At 38.1% G+C, this 16,583-nt stretch carries 18 protein-coding genes; 10 read left to right on the top strand and 8 right to left on the bottom strand.

What is annotated here, in order from left to right; genetic code table 11:
- The first annotated feature begins 33 nt into the window (after nt 1–33).
- A complete protein-coding gene (locus tag C502_RS0106890) occupies nt 34–750 on the top strand; it encodes a UDP-2,3-diacylglucosamine diphosphatase (protein WP_018678096.1) in 717 nt (238 codons plus the stop codon).
- Nucleotides 751–857: 107 nt separating this feature from the next.
- Nucleotides 858–1,511, top strand: coding sequence for an oxygen-insensitive NAD(P)H nitroreductase (nfsB, locus tag C502_RS0106895; protein ID WP_018678097.1), 654 nt, complete (start codon nt 858–860; stop codon nt 1,509–1,511).
- Between the two features lie 37 nt (nt 1,512–1,548).
- On the opposite strand, the gene C502_RS0106900 is transcribed toward nfsB, so the two are convergent.
- The 5 genes from C502_RS0106900 to tsaE all read right to left on the bottom strand — a co-directional run bounded on the left by C502_RS0106900 (nt 1,549) and on the right by tsaE (nt 6,505).
- On the bottom strand, nt 1,549–2,409 hold the full coding sequence (locus tag C502_RS0106900) for a DMT family transporter (protein WP_023274541.1): 861 nt from the start codon (nt 2,407–2,409) through the stop codon (nt 1,549–1,551).
- Between the two features lie 81 nt (nt 2,410–2,490).
- Entirely contained in the window at nt 2,491–3,009 is a 519-nt protein-coding gene (hfq, locus tag C502_RS0106905; protein ID WP_018678099.1) for an RNA chaperone Hfq, read from the bottom strand.
- Between the two features lie 90 nt (nt 3,010–3,099).
- Nucleotides 3,100–4,044 carry a tRNA (adenosine(37)-N6)-dimethylallyltransferase MiaA gene (gene miaA / locus C502_RS0106910; protein WP_018678100.1) on the bottom strand — a complete coding sequence of 315 codons (945 nt, stop codon included), beginning with the start codon at nt 4,042–4,044 and terminating at the stop codon, nt 3,100–3,102.
- Between the two features lie 6 nt (nt 4,045–4,050).
- Nucleotides 4,051–6,039 carry a DNA mismatch repair endonuclease MutL gene (gene mutL, locus C502_RS0106915; protein WP_018678101.1) on the bottom strand — a complete coding sequence of 663 codons (1,989 nt, stop codon included), beginning with the start codon at nt 6,037–6,039 and terminating at the stop codon, nt 4,051–4,053.
- Nucleotides 6,029–6,505, bottom strand: coding sequence for a tRNA (adenosine(37)-N6)-threonylcarbamoyltransferase complex ATPase subunit type 1 TsaE (gene tsaE / locus C502_RS0106920; protein WP_018678102.1), 477 nt, complete (start codon nt 6,503–6,505; stop codon nt 6,029–6,031). The genes mutL and tsaE overlap by 11 nt, the downstream gene beginning before the upstream one ends.
- A gap of 120 nt (nt 6,506–6,625) precedes the next feature.
- Between tsaE and C502_RS0106925 the strand changes: the two genes are divergently transcribed.
- From C502_RS0106925 to C502_RS0106940, 4 genes are all read left to right on the top strand, one after another.
- Complete coding sequence (locus C502_RS0106925; RefSeq protein ID WP_018678103.1) at nt 6,626–6,916, top strand: hypothetical protein; 291 nt, start codon at nt 6,626–6,628, stop codon at nt 6,914–6,916.
- Nucleotides 6,917–6,942: 26 nt separating this feature from the next.
- Nucleotides 6,943–7,857, top strand: a complete 915-nt coding sequence (locus tag C502_RS0106930) for a pseudouridine synthase (RefSeq protein ID WP_018678104.1) — start codon at nt 6,943–6,945, stop codon at nt 7,855–7,857.
- Nucleotides 7,858–7,965: 108 nt separating this feature from the next.
- On the top strand, nt 7,966–8,274 hold the full coding sequence (locus C502_RS0106935; RefSeq protein WP_018678105.1) for a type II toxin-antitoxin system RelB/DinJ family antitoxin: 309 nt from the start codon (nt 7,966–7,968) through the stop codon (nt 8,272–8,274).
- Between the two features lie 98 nt (nt 8,275–8,372).
- A complete protein-coding gene (locus C502_RS0106940) occupies nt 8,373–8,816 on the top strand; it encodes a GNAT family N-acetyltransferase (protein ID WP_018678106.1) in 444 nt (147 codons plus the stop codon).
- Here the strand turns inward: C502_RS0106940 and C502_RS0106945 are convergent, their stop codons facing one another.
- Nucleotides 8,817–9,530, bottom strand: a complete 714-nt coding sequence (locus tag C502_RS0106945) for a pseudouridine synthase (RefSeq protein ID WP_018678107.1) — start codon at nt 9,528–9,530, stop codon at nt 8,817–8,819.
- A 245-nt stretch (nt 9,531–9,775) separates the two neighbouring features.
- On the opposite strand from C502_RS0106945, the gene C502_RS0106950 reads away from it, so the two are divergent.
- Complete coding sequence (locus tag C502_RS0106950; RefSeq protein ID WP_018678108.1) at nt 9,776–10,294, top strand: glycine zipper domain-containing protein; 519 nt, start codon at nt 9,776–9,778, stop codon at nt 10,292–10,294.
- 143 nt (nt 10,295–10,437) lie between these two features.
- Entirely contained in the window at nt 10,438–11,439 is a 1,002-nt protein-coding gene (locus C502_RS0106955; RefSeq protein WP_162147109.1) for an LLM class flavin-dependent oxidoreductase, read from the top strand.
- Nucleotides 11,440–11,481: 42 nt separating this feature from the next.
- Here the strand turns inward: C502_RS0106955 and C502_RS0106960 are convergent, their stop codons facing one another.
- Nucleotides 11,482–12,198, bottom strand: coding sequence for a hypothetical protein (locus C502_RS0106960; RefSeq protein ID WP_018678110.1), 717 nt, complete (start codon nt 12,196–12,198; stop codon nt 11,482–11,484).
- A gap of 80 nt (nt 12,199–12,278) precedes the next feature.
- A complete protein-coding gene (gene ppsR / locus C502_RS0106965; RefSeq protein WP_018678111.1) occupies nt 12,279–13,115 on the bottom strand; it encodes a posphoenolpyruvate synthetase regulatory kinase/phosphorylase PpsR in 837 nt (278 codons plus the stop codon).
- 158 nt (nt 13,116–13,273) lie between these two features.
- On the opposite strand from ppsR, the gene ppsA reads away from it, so the two are divergent.
- Entirely contained in the window at nt 13,274–15,652 is a 2,379-nt protein-coding gene (gene ppsA, locus C502_RS0106970; RefSeq protein WP_018678112.1) for a phosphoenolpyruvate synthase, read from the top strand.
- Between the two features lie 65 nt (nt 15,653–15,717).
- Entirely contained in the window at nt 15,718–16,479 is a 762-nt protein-coding gene (locus C502_RS0106975) for an RDD family protein (RefSeq protein ID WP_018678113.1), read from the top strand.
- Nucleotides 16,480–16,583 lie beyond the last annotated feature (104 nt).

Below are 16,583 nucleotides of genomic sequence, written 5' to 3' on the forward strand. Positions count from 1 at the left end.
AGAGGGATTTAGGGAGATTAAAAGGAAGAAAGTGTGACCTATCTATTTATCTCAGATCTACACTTGTCGCCTGATCATCATCGACTCATTCGAGGGTTTTTAGCTTTATTGAAAGAATATCAAAATAAAAATACCCAACTTTATATTCTAGGTGATTGGTTTAATGCTTGGATTGGTGACGATTACACTGCGCCATGGTTAGATGAAATTGTCAATGCTTTACAAGCATTCGCTGCGGCAGGCAATCAAGTGTATTTCCAAGTGGGTAATCGAGATTTTGCCTTAGGTCAAAAGTTCCTAAATCACTTCAACGGTATTCTATTACCTGATGTTTATACACTCGACATTGATCACAAAAAATTTCGACTCGAACACGGTGACGCCTTATGCACAGACGATATTGCTTATCAACGTTTTCGCAAAGTAATTCGCAACCCCATTTTACTCGGTTTCTTAAAACGCACTCCTTTGAGTTTTAGACAAAAACTTGCTAATGGTTTCCGTAAGAAAAGTAGTGAAACTAAGCAAATGAAAAGCTACGATATTATGGATGTTAATACACAAGCAGTAGAATCAGTCATCGCACCTGTCGATTATTTAATTCATGGACATACTCATCGTCCAGATATTCAGCATGTACTCAACAAACAACGTATTGTTTTAGGTGATTGGCGAGCGGATTCAGCTTGGGTTTTAGAAATAAATCCTCTAGAAAATAATCAATTAGATTTTAAACAGTGGACTTACTGATTTCAGATCCATTTAATTCAAATCGATATAGAAATCACATTTCGCTACTTTCAGTAACGTTTATATCAAGTAAAATAAATTAATTTTTTTGGTTTGGTTTATTCTCAATGGACACTTTAGTTACAGCAAAAACACGTTATGCAACAAAAGCTTATAATGCAGAGAAAAAAATCCCTCAAACGCAGTTTGAAAAACTTTTAGAAGTATTACGTTTCAGCCCTTCTTCAGTGAATATTCAACCTTGGCATTTTCTAGTCGCTGAATCTGATCAAGCGAAACAACGTATTGCATCAGCACTGACAGGGAATTATGTCTATAATGCCGCTAAAGTGCTTCATTCTTCGCACACCCTCGTGTTCTGTACTCGTACTGATATTTCATCTGAATATTTAGAACAACTCTTACAACAAGATGATGCCAGTGGTCGCTTTAAAGATGAAGCTGCCAAACAAGGGCAACGTGATACCCGTCATGGTTATGTCGAATTCTACCGTAATGAACTAAAAAACCTATCATCTTGGATGGAAAACCAAACTTACCTTGCGCTTGGACAATTCCTTTTTGCAGCGGGGCTAGAAGGTATTGATGCAACACCAATGGAAGGGTTTGATCGAGATACGTTGAATAAAGAATTTAAACTCACAGAAAAAGGCTTGAAGGCATCAGTCATCGTTGCTTTAGGTTATCGCAGTGACAGTGATTTCAATGCCAAACTACCAAAATCACGCCTACCAGATGAAGTCGTTTTTACTCATTTATAATCATTCAAAGGGAGTAGCTTAGCTTACTCCCTTTGTTTCATTTCATCATTGCTTTGGCTAAACATAGGACTGCAACCACACCACAGATCAATCCAATCCAGGTATAAGCTTTTAAGCGTTCTTTAAATAATACGATGCCACTAAGAACGCCAAGTACCACGACAAGAATATTCATGCCTGCAAAAACAATGGCTGGCGTTTCTTTGAAAATCATATGCGCTTTGACATACAAGGCGATATTGGCAAAATTCAGTACACCTAAAACCAAACCCATAAAAATATTTTTAGGCTGCCAGTTCGGCTGGGTAATTGCAATATAAGCAATAGATAAAATAAAAGCTGTGATAAACGTTAAATTCAACGTGACAGCAAACTGTAAACCTAGACTACTGCTATATTTTAGTAATACATCAATCGCAGCATAACCCGCCCAGACACTAAACAAAAATAAAGCAGATTTTAAATTCATGCTTTTACTTGCCTGCTCCGTGGCTTGTCCAATAATGATCGCTAAAATTGCGATGATCCCCAGCACCACACCAATTAATTTTAATTGGCTAAACTGCTCGCCAAAAATAAAATAGGCTGCCAATAATGACAGTATGACCGCCAAACGTTGAGCAATTTCAGTTTTAAGAATCCCTGCAAATTGCAAGGATTTTGCCAAACATAAAAAAATACTCGGCAATAAGATCGCTAAAATGAAAATCAACCACCAAGGGGTATGATTCCAAGAAATATGGCTAATATCCGTTTTAAACCAATAAAAACATAAAATACTTGCACTCAAATAATTCCATGCAATCATTTGAAAAACATCAAACCCTTTTGTTTTAAGGTATTTCAATAGAATTGAGACGAGAACACTACAACTCGCAGCAGCAACAATCATTTCCATAATATTTATTCTGACTTTCTAAAACACAAAAAAATGCCAGTCTAGCGTGAGACTGGCATTTTCTTAAAGATCATTGATCAATTAACGATTGTTTTCGTCTTCTTGACCATCTTCAAATTTAGTTTCGTTATCGAAGCCACCTTGATGACCGAAGCCACCTTGACCACCGAAGCCACCTTGACCACCGAAGCCACCACCTTGACCACCGAAGCCACCTTGACCACCGAAGCCACCTTGACCACCGAAGCCACCTTGACCACCAAAGCCACCACCTTGACCACCACCAAAGCCGCCACCTTGACCACCGAAGCCGCCAGTAGCACCTTGACCACCGAAGCCGCCAGTAGTGCCTTGAGCTGGGAAGCCACCCGTAGTACCTTGAGCACCAGCTGGACGTGGATTACGTGCAGGAACAACTGTAGAAATCGCGTGTTTATAAACCATTTGACTTACAGTGTTCTTCAACAAAACTACATATTGATCAAACGACTCAATATGCCCCTGCAATTTAATACCGTTCACAAGGAAAATAGAAACTGGAATACGTTCTTTACGGAGAGAATTTAAGAACGGATCTTGTAAAGTTTGACCTTTAGACATTTTTAACTCCAAAAATTTTTAAATCAGCGCAAAAAAACTATCTTTATTTTTCAACTAAAAATTATAAAAAGACAGCTTGCGAATTTTGCTTTATCCAAAGAAGTTTCGCAAGTCTTCTTTCGCCTGCTTTATCGTCACATAAGTTTTAAAATCGTGTGTTTCTTGCAAAGAACGTAACCAAGTGTATTGACGTTTGGCTAGTTGCCGTGTCGCAAATAGTGCCTTGTTCTCCATTTCTACTTTTTTTTCGAGACTTAAGTCGCTTTTTAATAAAAAATCTAAAGCTTGGCGATAACCTACTGACCTCATTGAGGGTAAATTCTCATTTAAATCGTAATTTTTAATTAATTCCTCTACTTCATTTAAAAAACCAATACTCCACATCTTGCTTAATCTTTGCTCAATGCGTTGATGTAATTCTAACCGATCTGGCATGAGCGCGTAATTATGAAATGTGTAACGATATGGTTGGTTTTTAGGCTGTTCAGCTTGTAATTTTGTTATTGGTTCGCCTGTAATGCGATATACCTCTAACGCTCGAATGATTCTTTGCTTATCAGAAACCTTAAATTTCTCACCAGCAACAGGATCAACCGCAACCAATTCCTCATAAACAGCTTGCCAGCCTTCTTGTTCAGCTTTTGCAATAATTGCATCACGTATGCTTTGATCAGCATTTGGCAAATTATCAGCAAGCCCTTCAAGCAACGATTTAAAATATAGCATAGTTCCACCAACCAAAATTGGTGTTTTTCCTCGCGAATGCATATCATCAATCAATGGACAAACATCTTCAACAAATTGTGCTGCTGAATACACCTCTAGTGGCGTAATAATATCAATTAAATGATGCGGATATTGTGCTTGCTCTTCTTCAGTGGGCTTCGCAGTTCCGATATCCATGTCTTTATAGACTAAAGCTGAATCCACAGAAATCAGTTCAAAATTACCACGCTCATAAAGTTCACATGCCAATGCGGTCTTACCACTTGCGGTAGGCCCCATTAAATTGATGACGGGCAATTGATTTGACATGTAAAACTACTCTCCTCGAGCAAATAATTTATCTAATTGATGTAATGGAAATGCACGCCAAGTTGGACGCCCATGATTACATTGGCTCGCAAACTCAGTTTGTTCCATTTGACGCAATAAAGCATTCATTTCGGATAGACTTAACTGGCGATGTGCACGTACTGCACCATGACATGCCATCCCCGCTAATAGTTCATCACGTTTTTGCAATAAACCTCTCGCTTCATCATTCGGGTCAAGATCATTTAACAATTCAGGAATTAAACGACCAAAATCTGCTTTGTGCAAAATCGCAGGCACGCCACGAACAACCACCTGCTCATCACCATACTGATCAATTTCCAATCCTAAACGTTGCAATTGTGCCTGCAACTCCTCAACACGGGTGGCTTGCATTCGTGTGATTGACACTATTTTTGGAATCAGTAATTGTTGTGACGTCCAGAATTCTGGTTTATCCCATGCAGCTTTCATTTGTTGTAGCAAAATACGCTCATGCGCTGCATGCATATCGACAATAATCAAACCTTCGGTATTTTGCGCCAAAACATAAATACCATGAAGCTGAGCAATTGCGATGCCTAATGGAAATTCATCAACACGAGAAGGGATCGTTTGATCATCTATTGCCCCCTCTTTATCAAAGGGGTGAGCTGCGGTTGTAGCAACGTAAGGAATTTGCTCATCACGCAAAGGTGCTAAATAAGTTTTGAGTGCATTATTTAGTTGTGCCGTACCATTATAATGAGGTTGTTGTGGGACTGAATGATATTGTACTGCTTGTGGACGACTATGATTAAAGTCCGTCAATAAATCTGTTGATATTTCTACTTGCTGATTGGCTTGCGGCTCAGACTCTACAATTGCACGATGTAAATTAAATTGTTCTTGGTATTTCGGTTGTGGCTGATAATTAAAATGCTCTGTCGCGGCATCATCCATTTTCATGGCTTGGGCTAAATCAGTACTTGCTGTTTGAAATTGCGACAATGTTGCTTTAGCATAATGACGTACAAACTCATGCACTTCACGTTGATTTAAAAAGCGAATTTCATGTTTGGTTGGATGTACATTGACATCGATATTTTCAGGGTCAACTTCTAAAAACAGCAAATAAGATGAATGTTGATGCCCATGCAAAATGCCTTCATAGGCCATACGCAAAGCATGTGAAATGGTTTTATCCTTGACAATACGACCATTCACATAGACATACTGCATGTCCGCCTGCGCACGTGCATCTGAAGGATGCCCCAACCAACCAGACAAACGCATATTAATACTTTCAGCATCAATCCAATATGCATTTTGGATAAATGCTTGACCCAATAATTGTTGCACTCGTTGATAACGTAATTCACCACTATCTGCGATGGGTAAATTCAAACGAATATTATCATTATGTTCGAGTACAAAACGGATTTCAAAATGAGTCAAAGCCAAACGGCGAACGATTTCTTCAATATGACCAAATTCTGTGCTTGGTTTTTTTAAAAATTTACGGCGAGCGGGGACATTAAAAAATAAGTCCTGCACACGAATATGTGTCCCTTTTTGTGCTGCAACAGCCTGTATTTGCTGATGATCAAAAGCCGTTCCATTGACTTCAACTTGATAGCCGATACCCTGCTCATCTTGACTACTGGTCAACGTTAAACGAGACACGGCAGCAATCGAAGCCAATGCTTCCCCACGAAATCCTAAACTGACAATCGCATGTAGATCTTCAGCAGTTTGAATTTTACTCGTCGCATGACGCATCACGGCTAATGGTAAGTCTTCAGCATGAATACCATGACCATTATCAATGATTTCAATCAGTGTTGAACCACCTTGTGCCACCCGAATAATCAGTTCGGTTGCCCCAGCATCAATCGCGTTTTCCAATAACTCTTTAACCACTGAAGACGGACGTTCAATGACCTCGCCTGCTGCAATTTGGTTAGCTAAGGCTGCATCAAGTGTATGAATACGACGAGTTGAATCATGCACCATTCAATTGTTCCTGCAAAATTTGAGCTAAAGGTTCAGATGACGTGGTCAATGTCACGAATCGAGTTAACTCATCGTCTGATTTTTGAATATCAATGATTACATCGGCTTGAGGAATTTCATCCCCACCTTTCGATGGCCATTCAAATAAAAATAAAGCATCAGGTGTTTCTAAATAGTCACGGATTCCCATCAACTCTAATTCATAGGGATCATCTAAACGATATAAGTCGAAATGGAAAATTTCTTTGCCTTGAATGGTATAGGGTTCAACCAAGGTATAAGTTGGACTTTTTACTGAACCTTGATGCCCAAGATGTTGTAGAAAATAACGCGTAAATGTCGTTTTTCCAGCCCCTAAATCACCAATCAAATATATAATGCCTGAATGCACTTGTTGTGAAAGCACTTGCGAAAAATATTGAGTGTCTTGTTCATGATTTAAAGTAAATTTCACTGAATATGACATGGCAAATAGAACAAAATTGGGATGCTGACTATGATAACATTGCCCTGAGGTAAAGCCTAATCTATGGAAAGAAGTTGATTCTTTTTAATGCAATCATGAGCTAAATATTAAAGGATAGAAATGTCTTCTGAATCTTTATTTATACATTGCGAATGTCATGGTCAAAATTATGCTGCTGTCGTATGCGGACATTTGATTCAAAATAACAATAATTATCCTCTGGGTTTTATTGAAAATGTTTCTACCCCAACGAATCCACAAGGCTGGTGTTTGGCATGTGAATATGTTTTTACTCAGGAGAATGGTATGACAGATTCATTCCATAACTTTAATAATATGGCTGTTGTCTGTACTCAATGCTATCAGGAGATAAAAACTAAACACGATATCTATAAAAATCAGCAATCTTAATAAACTTGACCACTTACTAACTAAATATGATTGATTCTACCGCATCTATCTTTTCTCCCCCCTTAATCAACGGTGTCAGTGCCAGTAAAGTCTTTTTACCCCATGAAATTTCTGCACCTACCATTTTTGCTTATCTTTGCCAACACTTTCCACATATTCAATCAAGCGAATGGCAACAACGTTTTAGCGATGAATTAATCTATGCTGCGAACGGTGAAAAATTAAAAATAGACAGTATCTATACGCCCAATAGCCATATTTTTTATTATCGTTTCCTAGCTCAAGAAATCCATGTGCCCTTTCAGCATGAGATTTTATACGAAAATGAACATTTACTCGTCGTTGATAAACCCCACTTTCTGACAATGACACCGACAGGACAATACGTTCAAGAAACATTACTCGTCCGCTTAAAGAAACAAACAGGCTATGAAGAACTGACTCCAATCCACAGATTAGATCGAGAAACAGCCGGTGTCGTTTTATTCTGTAAAAAACCAGAATGTAGAGGGATATACCAACAGCTTTTTGCCGATCGAAAAGTACAAAAAATCTATCATGCGATTGCTGCTTATCGTTCTGAAATCATTTTTCCACAAACTTTACAATTGCATATGGAAAAAGGAAATCCTTTCTACACCATGCAAACTAATGCTGAAAAAGCTCAAAATACGGAAACATTCATCGAGCTACTTGAGCACAACCAACAACATGCGAAATATCGACTTCAACCTAAAACAGGGAAACAGCATCAATTACGTGTACACCTTAATTATTTAGGTCTCCCGATTTTAAATGACCCCTTTTATCCAATGGTGGCGCATAAAGCTGATGATGACTTTAGCCAACCGCTACAATTATTAGCAAAGGAAATTTATTTTATAGATCCGATTCTAAATCAAGGAATGTGCTTTAGTTCTAATTTTGAACTTACATTGTAAATACAGCGTAATGACAAAAAATCTATTTTTCACTTCAAAAATATTGAAATTACATTGCAATGGTTTAGAATACATGACGATAATTAAAAATATTTGGTCTTATTCTGTATGCGAAAAACAGAAGTTTATCAGGTTCGCCTCGATTCACAGGAAAAAAAACAGGCTTTTGCCGTTTTTAAGCAGCTCGGCATATCCCCTGCTCAAGCCGTTCGTCTTTTCTTTAAGCAGGTCGTTCTGACGAAGTCAATCCCGTTTGCAATTGAAAACCAAAACATCAATATGGAGCAGTTACTTAAACTTCGTAAATCTAAAAATGCCGCAGCAAACGAAAATCCATCCGCAATTGATATAGAAGATGATCACGAAGATTTATTTGAAGAGCTGAATGCACTTTTAGGTGAAAGTGACAAAAGTTAACAATGTTGCATTTATAAACAAGTTTTTATTTTTTAAGCTGAATTTTTTTCGTTATCCTGACAGTTCAAATACAATTATAAATGTAAGGATCAACAAGAATGATTGTTAAACGAGCAATAAAGGAAGATCTCCATCAGCTTGCTGTCTTATTTGATGAATATCGCCAATTCTATGGGGCATCATCAAATATTGAACAATCTTATCAATTTTTAAAACATCGTTTCGATAATAAAGATAGCGTCATTTTCATTCATCTTAAAGACGATGATTTCACTGGTTTTGTTTTACTTTATCTCGCATTTTCCTCTGTTGCTTGTGAAACGTATTACATTTTGGATGATGTCTATGTCACACCCTCTTATCGCAAACAAGGCTCTGCAAAACAATTGATTGATACTGCCATTCTTTTTGCACGTCACGATAATGCTCAGCGGATTAGCCTTGAAACACAGAAGAATAATTACCAATCACACCAACTCTATGAGCAAATGGGCTTTATTCGTGATGATGAATTCAAGACCTTTCATTGCTTCTTAAAGTAATCATTCATCCAAAGCAATATTTTGACTCAGCTGTTTTTGTGAAGGTGTTAAATAGATCCACTCACCTTCTTTTAATTCAGGAAGTTCTAGTAAACCGATTTGATGTCGATGCAAAACTTCAACCTTATTACCGACCGCAGCCAACATACGTTTGACTTGATGATAAACGCCTTGATGAATCGTCATCGCCAATTGATGTGTTGAAAATAGTTGAACATTGGTGGCAGCATAGATACCTTTTTCATTACGTAATTCAACCCCTTGTTCTAAAGCCATTTTCTGTTCAGGCATGATCGGATCAGCAGTGGTCACATGATACACTTTAGGGACGTGTTTTCGTGGATTGGTTAATGCTTGTAAATATTGACCATCATCCGTTAACAGCAATAACCCTGTTGTATCTTGGTCTAAACGTCCAACACACTGAATACCTCGATGAATCAAAATTTCAGGCAATAAACTAAATACACTTTTATGATGTGTTGCCTGATGTGAGCATTCATAACCTTGCGGTTTATTTAAAACAATATAGATATGCTCTCGATATTGGTATTCATCACCAAACACCTGAAAGCAAAGCTGTTCCGTATTAATATTTTGCTTAGGATTGTTACAAACCTGATTTTCGATTTGCACAAAACCATTTTTAATTAACTGCTGGCAATACTTACGTGAACCAAAGCCCTGAGATTGCAAAATTTTTTCCAGCAGCATAAATAAACCCTCACTCAAACTTGATCTATTCTACTCGATTCATCTCTTTTAAGTTGTTCCAAAAATCATCACTCTTTGTTTTTATAGTTTATTCATAATCCCTTCATTTGTAATAGAACACATACAAAACCATCATCAAACTCTCTCAATCCAACTATTGCACTTCATATTTTCACTTAAAAATCTTGTTACATTTACCACAAGCAAAAGAATACTGTCCAAAAGAATGGATAAGGAGTTTCATCATGAAATCGAATATGTGGTTATGTGGCATTATCTTAGCAAGTTGTTCATCAGTGATGACTGTTACTCATGCAGATAATTCAACTCGTGTCGCAGCGACATCAGCTCTAGGTAGTGTTGTCGGTACAGCAATTGGGCAACAATTAGGTGGACAAACAGGAGCAATGATTGGCTCTGCAATTGGTGGAGCTGGCGGTGCAGCAGCATCAAGTAATAAACGTGACCGTACTGAAGCTGCAATTGGTGGTGGTTTAGGTGGAGCTGGTGGTTACACTGTAGGTCGTAATGTCGCTGGAACCAATGGTGGTTATATTGGTGCTGCTTTAGGTGCAGCAGGCGGTGCGACTTTAGGTCAAAAAGTAGGACAAGATCGTGATGAAGATCGCCGCTACGAAAGTCGTCGTTCGTATGATGATCGTCGTTATGAAAATCGCCGCTCTTATGATGAACGCCGCTACTACAATTCTCGCCATAATTATCGTCATGATAATGGCTATCATCGTGGTTGGTATAAAGACTAATAATCAAACAATATCGCTTACCCTTTTGGCGCCTTCGGGCGCTTTTTTTGTTTTAATGAATTGACACATAATATCGAACAAAAACGATATACAAGATCAAATCAATATCGTATTATTTCGATATATGGTTTTGAGAGTCAATGATGAAATCACTACGCGATATAAAATTTTCTATTCTAGAATTAGCACCCGTCAGAGATGATAAAAGTATTGAGTTTTCACTTCGTCATGCACTAGAGCTTGCTCAATATGCTGAAAATCTAGGTTACGAACGTTTTTGGTTAGCCGAACATCACAATATGGATGGTATTGCCAGTTCAGCAACTGCTGTCCTGTTGGGATTTATTGCTGCACATACTCAGAAGATTCGTTTAGGTTCTGGCGGTATCATGCTTCCTAACCATGCTCCACTCGTTGTCGCAGAACAATTCGGGACTTTAGCAACACTCTACCCAAACCGTTTTGAACTCGGTTTAGGTCGCGCACCTGGAACTGATCCGCTCACCATGCGAGCATTACGTCGCGGTCGCCAAGAAACGGAGGAACAATTTCCCCAAGATGTGATGGAAATTTTACAATACTTCAAAGCACCACAACCAAATCAGAAAATTATTGCGACTCCTGGACAAAATACGCATGTCCCTGTTTGGTTACTCGGTTCAAGTTTATTTAGCGCACAACTGGCGGCTAAGCTAGGACTTCCCTATTCTTTTGCCTCTCATTTCGCACCAAGAATGTTAGGACAAGCAATCGAAATTTATCGTGATAATTTCCAAGCATCTGAATATTTAGATAAACCTTATGTTTCAATGGGTGTACCCACTGTAGTCGCAGCAACCGATGATGAAGCACAATATTTAGCAACCAGTTCTTACCAACGAATTTTGAATCTGATTCGTGGGCATAGTTTAAAGCTAAAACCACCTATTGAATCGACGCAGGGTTTAGCAAGTAGTGCCGAACAAATGGCAATTCAGAATTTTTATGCTATGGCACAAATCGGCTCACCAGAAACGGTTAAAACTGGGTTAAATAAAATTGCCAATCAATATGATGTTGATGAGTTTATCTTTACTTGTGATATTTATGATACGCAAAAACGTTTGGAAAACTTTAGTTTGTTGATGGATATTAAAAACAAATAATTTCACACTTTCTCAAGTAAGCATTGTTGGTAACGAGAATGCTTACTTCACCACACCAACATATTGATACATCTTATTATTTTTAGCATAGCGTAAATATTTCCCTTGGGGCTTATAGTCTTTATCCAATAGCATAAAATCAATATTTTTCAAACTCTTATCACTACGAATATAATCAGGTACATCATTCGATCCTTCATGATTTTTGCAATCAAAATCAACTTGAATATGATCAAATTGAGCTTTCTTCGTTTGAAAAACTTTAATCGCCTGAATATTCCCAGTTTTTGTTGGTTTGAAAGCATGAATTGCATACGCTCCAATACAACTACTTCCTTTATAATAATTTTCAACTAGATAAACAGGTTGTTTTTCAAATTCAGTTTGTTTCACATCTAAAATAAAGCCCGTATCCATTGAGACTAAAGTCGTTTTATCTGCTTTTTTTGACTGAGCATAAGATGCATATTCTCCCATCGTTCCCCCACTACCAACATCAAAGGTATAAAACTTTAGGCTCTTGTCAGGCGAAAAATGTATACGCAAATTATAATGATCCTGAAAAACAGGAAAAGAATAACTAAAACTCGTAGGGTCTTGCTTTATTTTATTCACAATTGCCGTTTCAATCTTTTGATTCACTTCATAAAAATCCTTTTTATCATAATTTTTAATCAGCTTTTTCTCAAACTGAGCAAGTGTTTCAGCATGTGCTTGCGAAAGTAAAATCAAGGGTAATAATAAAGCAAGTTTTTCCATTATCTATTCCTATTTTTGTGACTGCTAAACGAGAAAAGCGCAGCACATTGTCTACGCTTTTTAATTATTTATTATCATATTTAACCAATACGACGTTTTAAACCCGTCGCTTGTAAAATACGCGTTGAGATTTCTTCAATCGACATTTCAGTGACATTTAAGTACTTAATTCCTTCTGAAATATAAATCCCTTCGATCGCACGTAATTCCATCTGACACTGGCTAAAACTTGCATAACGACTATTTGCCTTACGTTCATTACGAATCGCAACTAAACGTTCAGCATCAATCATCAAACCAAAAAGTTTATTTTTATGTTCTCTTAAAACTTTGGGTAAACGGTTATCGTCTAAATCTTCCTCAGTTAATGGATAATTTGCGACACGAATACCAAATTGCAAAGACAGATAAATTGATGTTGGTGTTTTCCCAGAACGAGAAACGCCGATTAAAATAATGTCAGCTTTATCATAATGACGTGTTCTTGCGCCATCGTCATTGTCTAAAGCAAAATGAACGGCATCAATACGTGCTTTGTAATATTCTGAATCTGTGACTGCGTGTGTTTGTCCAACCAATGTCGTTGGTGGTGTTCCCAATTCTTGCTCAAGTTTACTAATTAATCCCTCAAAAACATCTAAATTTACCGCTTTGGCTGTATTAATAATTTCTCGAACATGAGGATCAACCAAAGTATCAAAAACAAGCGGTAAAGAACCATCACGAGACTGGCATGCATTGATCTCTACAGCCACATTCATCGCTGCTTCTTCAGTGGTGATATAAGGCATGATATGGATGTCAAAATCAACGTTTGGAAATTGCGCAAGTAGTGAATGTCCAAGGGTTTCTGCGGTAATTGCGGTACCATCTGAAATAAAAAATACGCTCCGTTTAATTTGTTTACTTACGGGCATCAAAATTCTCCTTAAACATTTGTCTTAGTGCTCTATAATCTTTATAGTAAACTCATCTAACATGACTGTCGCTTAGTAAAACGCTAAATCTAGGCACATTCGTATCATTTCATACCAATGATGGTCATTCATACTGCAAAAAAAGTGGAGTAAATACTTTGGAAGCGCGCGTAATCGGTCTGGAAAAATTAGGGAAACACGATGTCGAACTCGTAGGTGGGAAAAACTCATCTTTGGGCGAAATGATCAGTCATTTATCCAATGCTGGTGTATCGGTACCTGGTGGTTTTGCAACAACTGCGGCTGCCTATCGTGAGTTTTTAGATCAAAGTGGTTTAAACGCTCGAATTCAGGCTGAACTCGATCAGCTTAATGTTGATGATGTAAACGCACTTATAGAGACAGGCGCAAAAATCCGTAAATGGATTGTTGATACTCCGCTTACTGCAACTTTAGAACAAGAAATTCGTGCAGCATTTACGGCTCTCTCAAACGGTAATCCAGATATCGCTGTTGCAGTACGTTCATCTGCAACCGCAGAAGACTTACCTGATGCCTCTTTTGCAGGACAACAAGAAACATTCTTAAACATTCGTGGTATTGATAACGTTCTTATTGCAATCAAAGAAGTTTTTGCCTCGCTTTATAATGACCGTGCGATTGCTTACCGTGTACACCAAGGTTTCGAACACAGTGTTGTTGCCCTCTCTGCAGGTGTGCAGCGCATGGTTCGTTCAGAAACTGGCGCTGCGGGTGTCATGTTTACCCTAGATACAGAATCTGGTTTCCGTGATGTGGTCTTTATTACTGCATCTTATGGTCTAGGTGAAATGGTGGTACAGGGTGCAGTAAACCCTGATGAATTCTATTTATCTAAACCTCTTTTAAACAATGGGAAACACTCTGTTTTACGCCGTAACCTTGGTTCTAAACACCAAAAAATGATTTATGGTGAAGAAGGTGCTGCTGGTAAATCAGTCGTTGTGGTTGATGTTGAAAAACCAGAACGTCAACAATTTGCGTTAAATGATCACGAATTGCATGAACTTGCTAAACAAGCGTTGATTATTGAACAGCATTATGGTTCACCAATGGACATCGAATGGGCAAAAGATGGTGACGATGGTCAAATCTATATCGTTCAAGCACGTCCAGAAACCGTAAAAAGTCGTCAAAATGTCGGCACAATGGAACGTTACCTATTAAAACAACGCGGCACTGTCATTTGTGAAGGACGTTCAATTGGTCAACGCATCGGTTCTGGTAAAGTTCGTATTGTCACTTCGATTAAAGAAATGGACAAAGTACAAGACGGTGATGTACTTGTTTCTGACATGACTGATCCAGATTGGGAACCAGTGATGAAACGTGCAGCTGCGATTATCACCAATCGTGGTGGTCGTACCTGTCACGCAGCAATTATTGCACGTGAATTAGGTGTACCTGCAATCGTTGGTTGTGGTAATGCAACAGAAGTATTAACCGATGGTCAAGAAGTTACTGTTTCTTGTGCTGAAGGTGATACAGGCTTTATCTATGAAGGTTCGTTAGACTTTGAAGTTCAACGTAACTCAGTGCATTCAATGCCACAACTACCATTCAAAATCATGATGAATGTGGGTAACCCTGACCGTGCATTTGACTTTGCTCAAATTCCAAATGAAGGGATCGGTCTTGCACGTCTTGAGTTCATCATCAACCGTATGATTGGTGTGCATCCAAAAGCCTTATTGAACATTGAAAGCTTACCACGTGAAACTCGTGCGGCAGTCATGACCCGTACGGCTGGTTATACATCACCGATCGAATTCTATGTTGAAAAATTAGTGGAAGGTATTTCAACACTTGCTGCTGCGTTTGCAAACAAGCCTGTGATTGTTCGTATGTCTGACTTTAAGTCAAATGAATATGCAAACCTCATCGGCGGGAAATTATACGAACCTGAGGAAGAAAACCCAATGTTGGGCTTCCGTGGTGCAAGTCGTTATGTATCTGATAATTTCCGTGATTGTTTCGAGCTTGAATGCCGTGCCTTGAAAAAAGCACGTGACGAAATGGGTCTGACCAATATTCAAATCATGATTCCTTTCGTACGTACGGTAAATGAAGCGAGACGCGTCATTGAGTTACTTGCACAGAATGGTTTGAAACGTGGTGAAAATGGTTTAAAAATCATTATGATGTGCGAACTACCAACCAATGCTTTATTGGCTGAACAGTTCCTTGAGCATTTCGATGGTTTCTCAATCGGTTCAAATGACTTAACACAATTAACACTCGGTCTTGACCGTGACTCTGGTATCGTCTCTCACTTATTTGATGAACGTGATCCAGCAGTTAAAGCACTCCTCTCTATGGCAATTCATGCTTGCCGTAAAGCAGGCAAATACGTTGGTATTTGTGGTCAGGGCCCTTCAGACCATCCTGATCTTGCAAAATGGCTCATGGAACAAGGTATCGAATCTGTGTCACTGAACCCTGACTCAGTACTTGATACGTGGTTCTTCCTTGCTGAAGAACAAATCAAGAAAGCCTAGTCTTTTTTAAAAAAGACCCTTTCGTAGGGTCTTTTTTCATCTTTAGTCATCGAGATTTTAAAATTATGCAAATTTACTTGGCTCGTAATAACCAACAAGCTGGACCTTATAGCTTAGAACAACTAAATCAAATGCTTTCTAGTCAGCAAGTTTTACTCACCGACTTAGTTTGGCATGAAGGTATGAGCGAATGGAAAACACTTGGTGAATTGACTCAAGGACAACTTGTATACGAACCTACAGGCTATTCACCTTTTAGTGCTCAAGTTAAAAATGAAATTGATCAATCCGCTTTTAAAATAAAAGTGGAACAGAAAACGACTGAACTCGCTTCTTTTTATTCACGCGCACTCGCTAAAGTTCTAGATTTAATACTCTGGTTACCTATGGCTGCAATTCCTTCGTTCTTTTTTAACCAAAGCCAATATGCAGAATTATTTGAAATTCAAAAGCAATTGCAAGCAACACAAATGGCTTCAAACAAAGCAATTGAATTACAACAACAACTCATTCAACTTATCCCCAATGAAGCTTGGATGAGTATTTTTGCCTATTTAATTATCATGCTCATGATGCAAGCTTTTTTTATTGCTCAGTCGGGACAAAGCATTGGTAAGAAAATCGCCAAGATCAGAATTATTGATGTTGAAACCAATGATCCCGTCAATACCATTAGAGCTTTCTGGTTGAGAAGCGTTCTCTTTATTGTTTTAAATTTATTATTCATGCCATTTATTACACTTATTGATTATACATTCTTCGCATTCAATAAGAATCGTCAAACTTTGCATGATAAACTGGCAAAAACTAAGGTCGTAAAGCAATAATCACAAATCGATAAAGAAAAGAGGATTTATTCCTCTTTTTTTATATATTAATTTGATATTTATACAAAAAATACACTAACCAACAATAATTCCTACAAAATAAA

Origin of the sequence: Acinetobacter tjernbergiae DSM 14971 = CIP 107465 (genome assembly GCF_000374425.1) — a bacterium.
Lineage (GTDB): Bacteria > Pseudomonadota > Gammaproteobacteria > Pseudomonadales > Moraxellaceae > Acinetobacter > Acinetobacter tjernbergiae.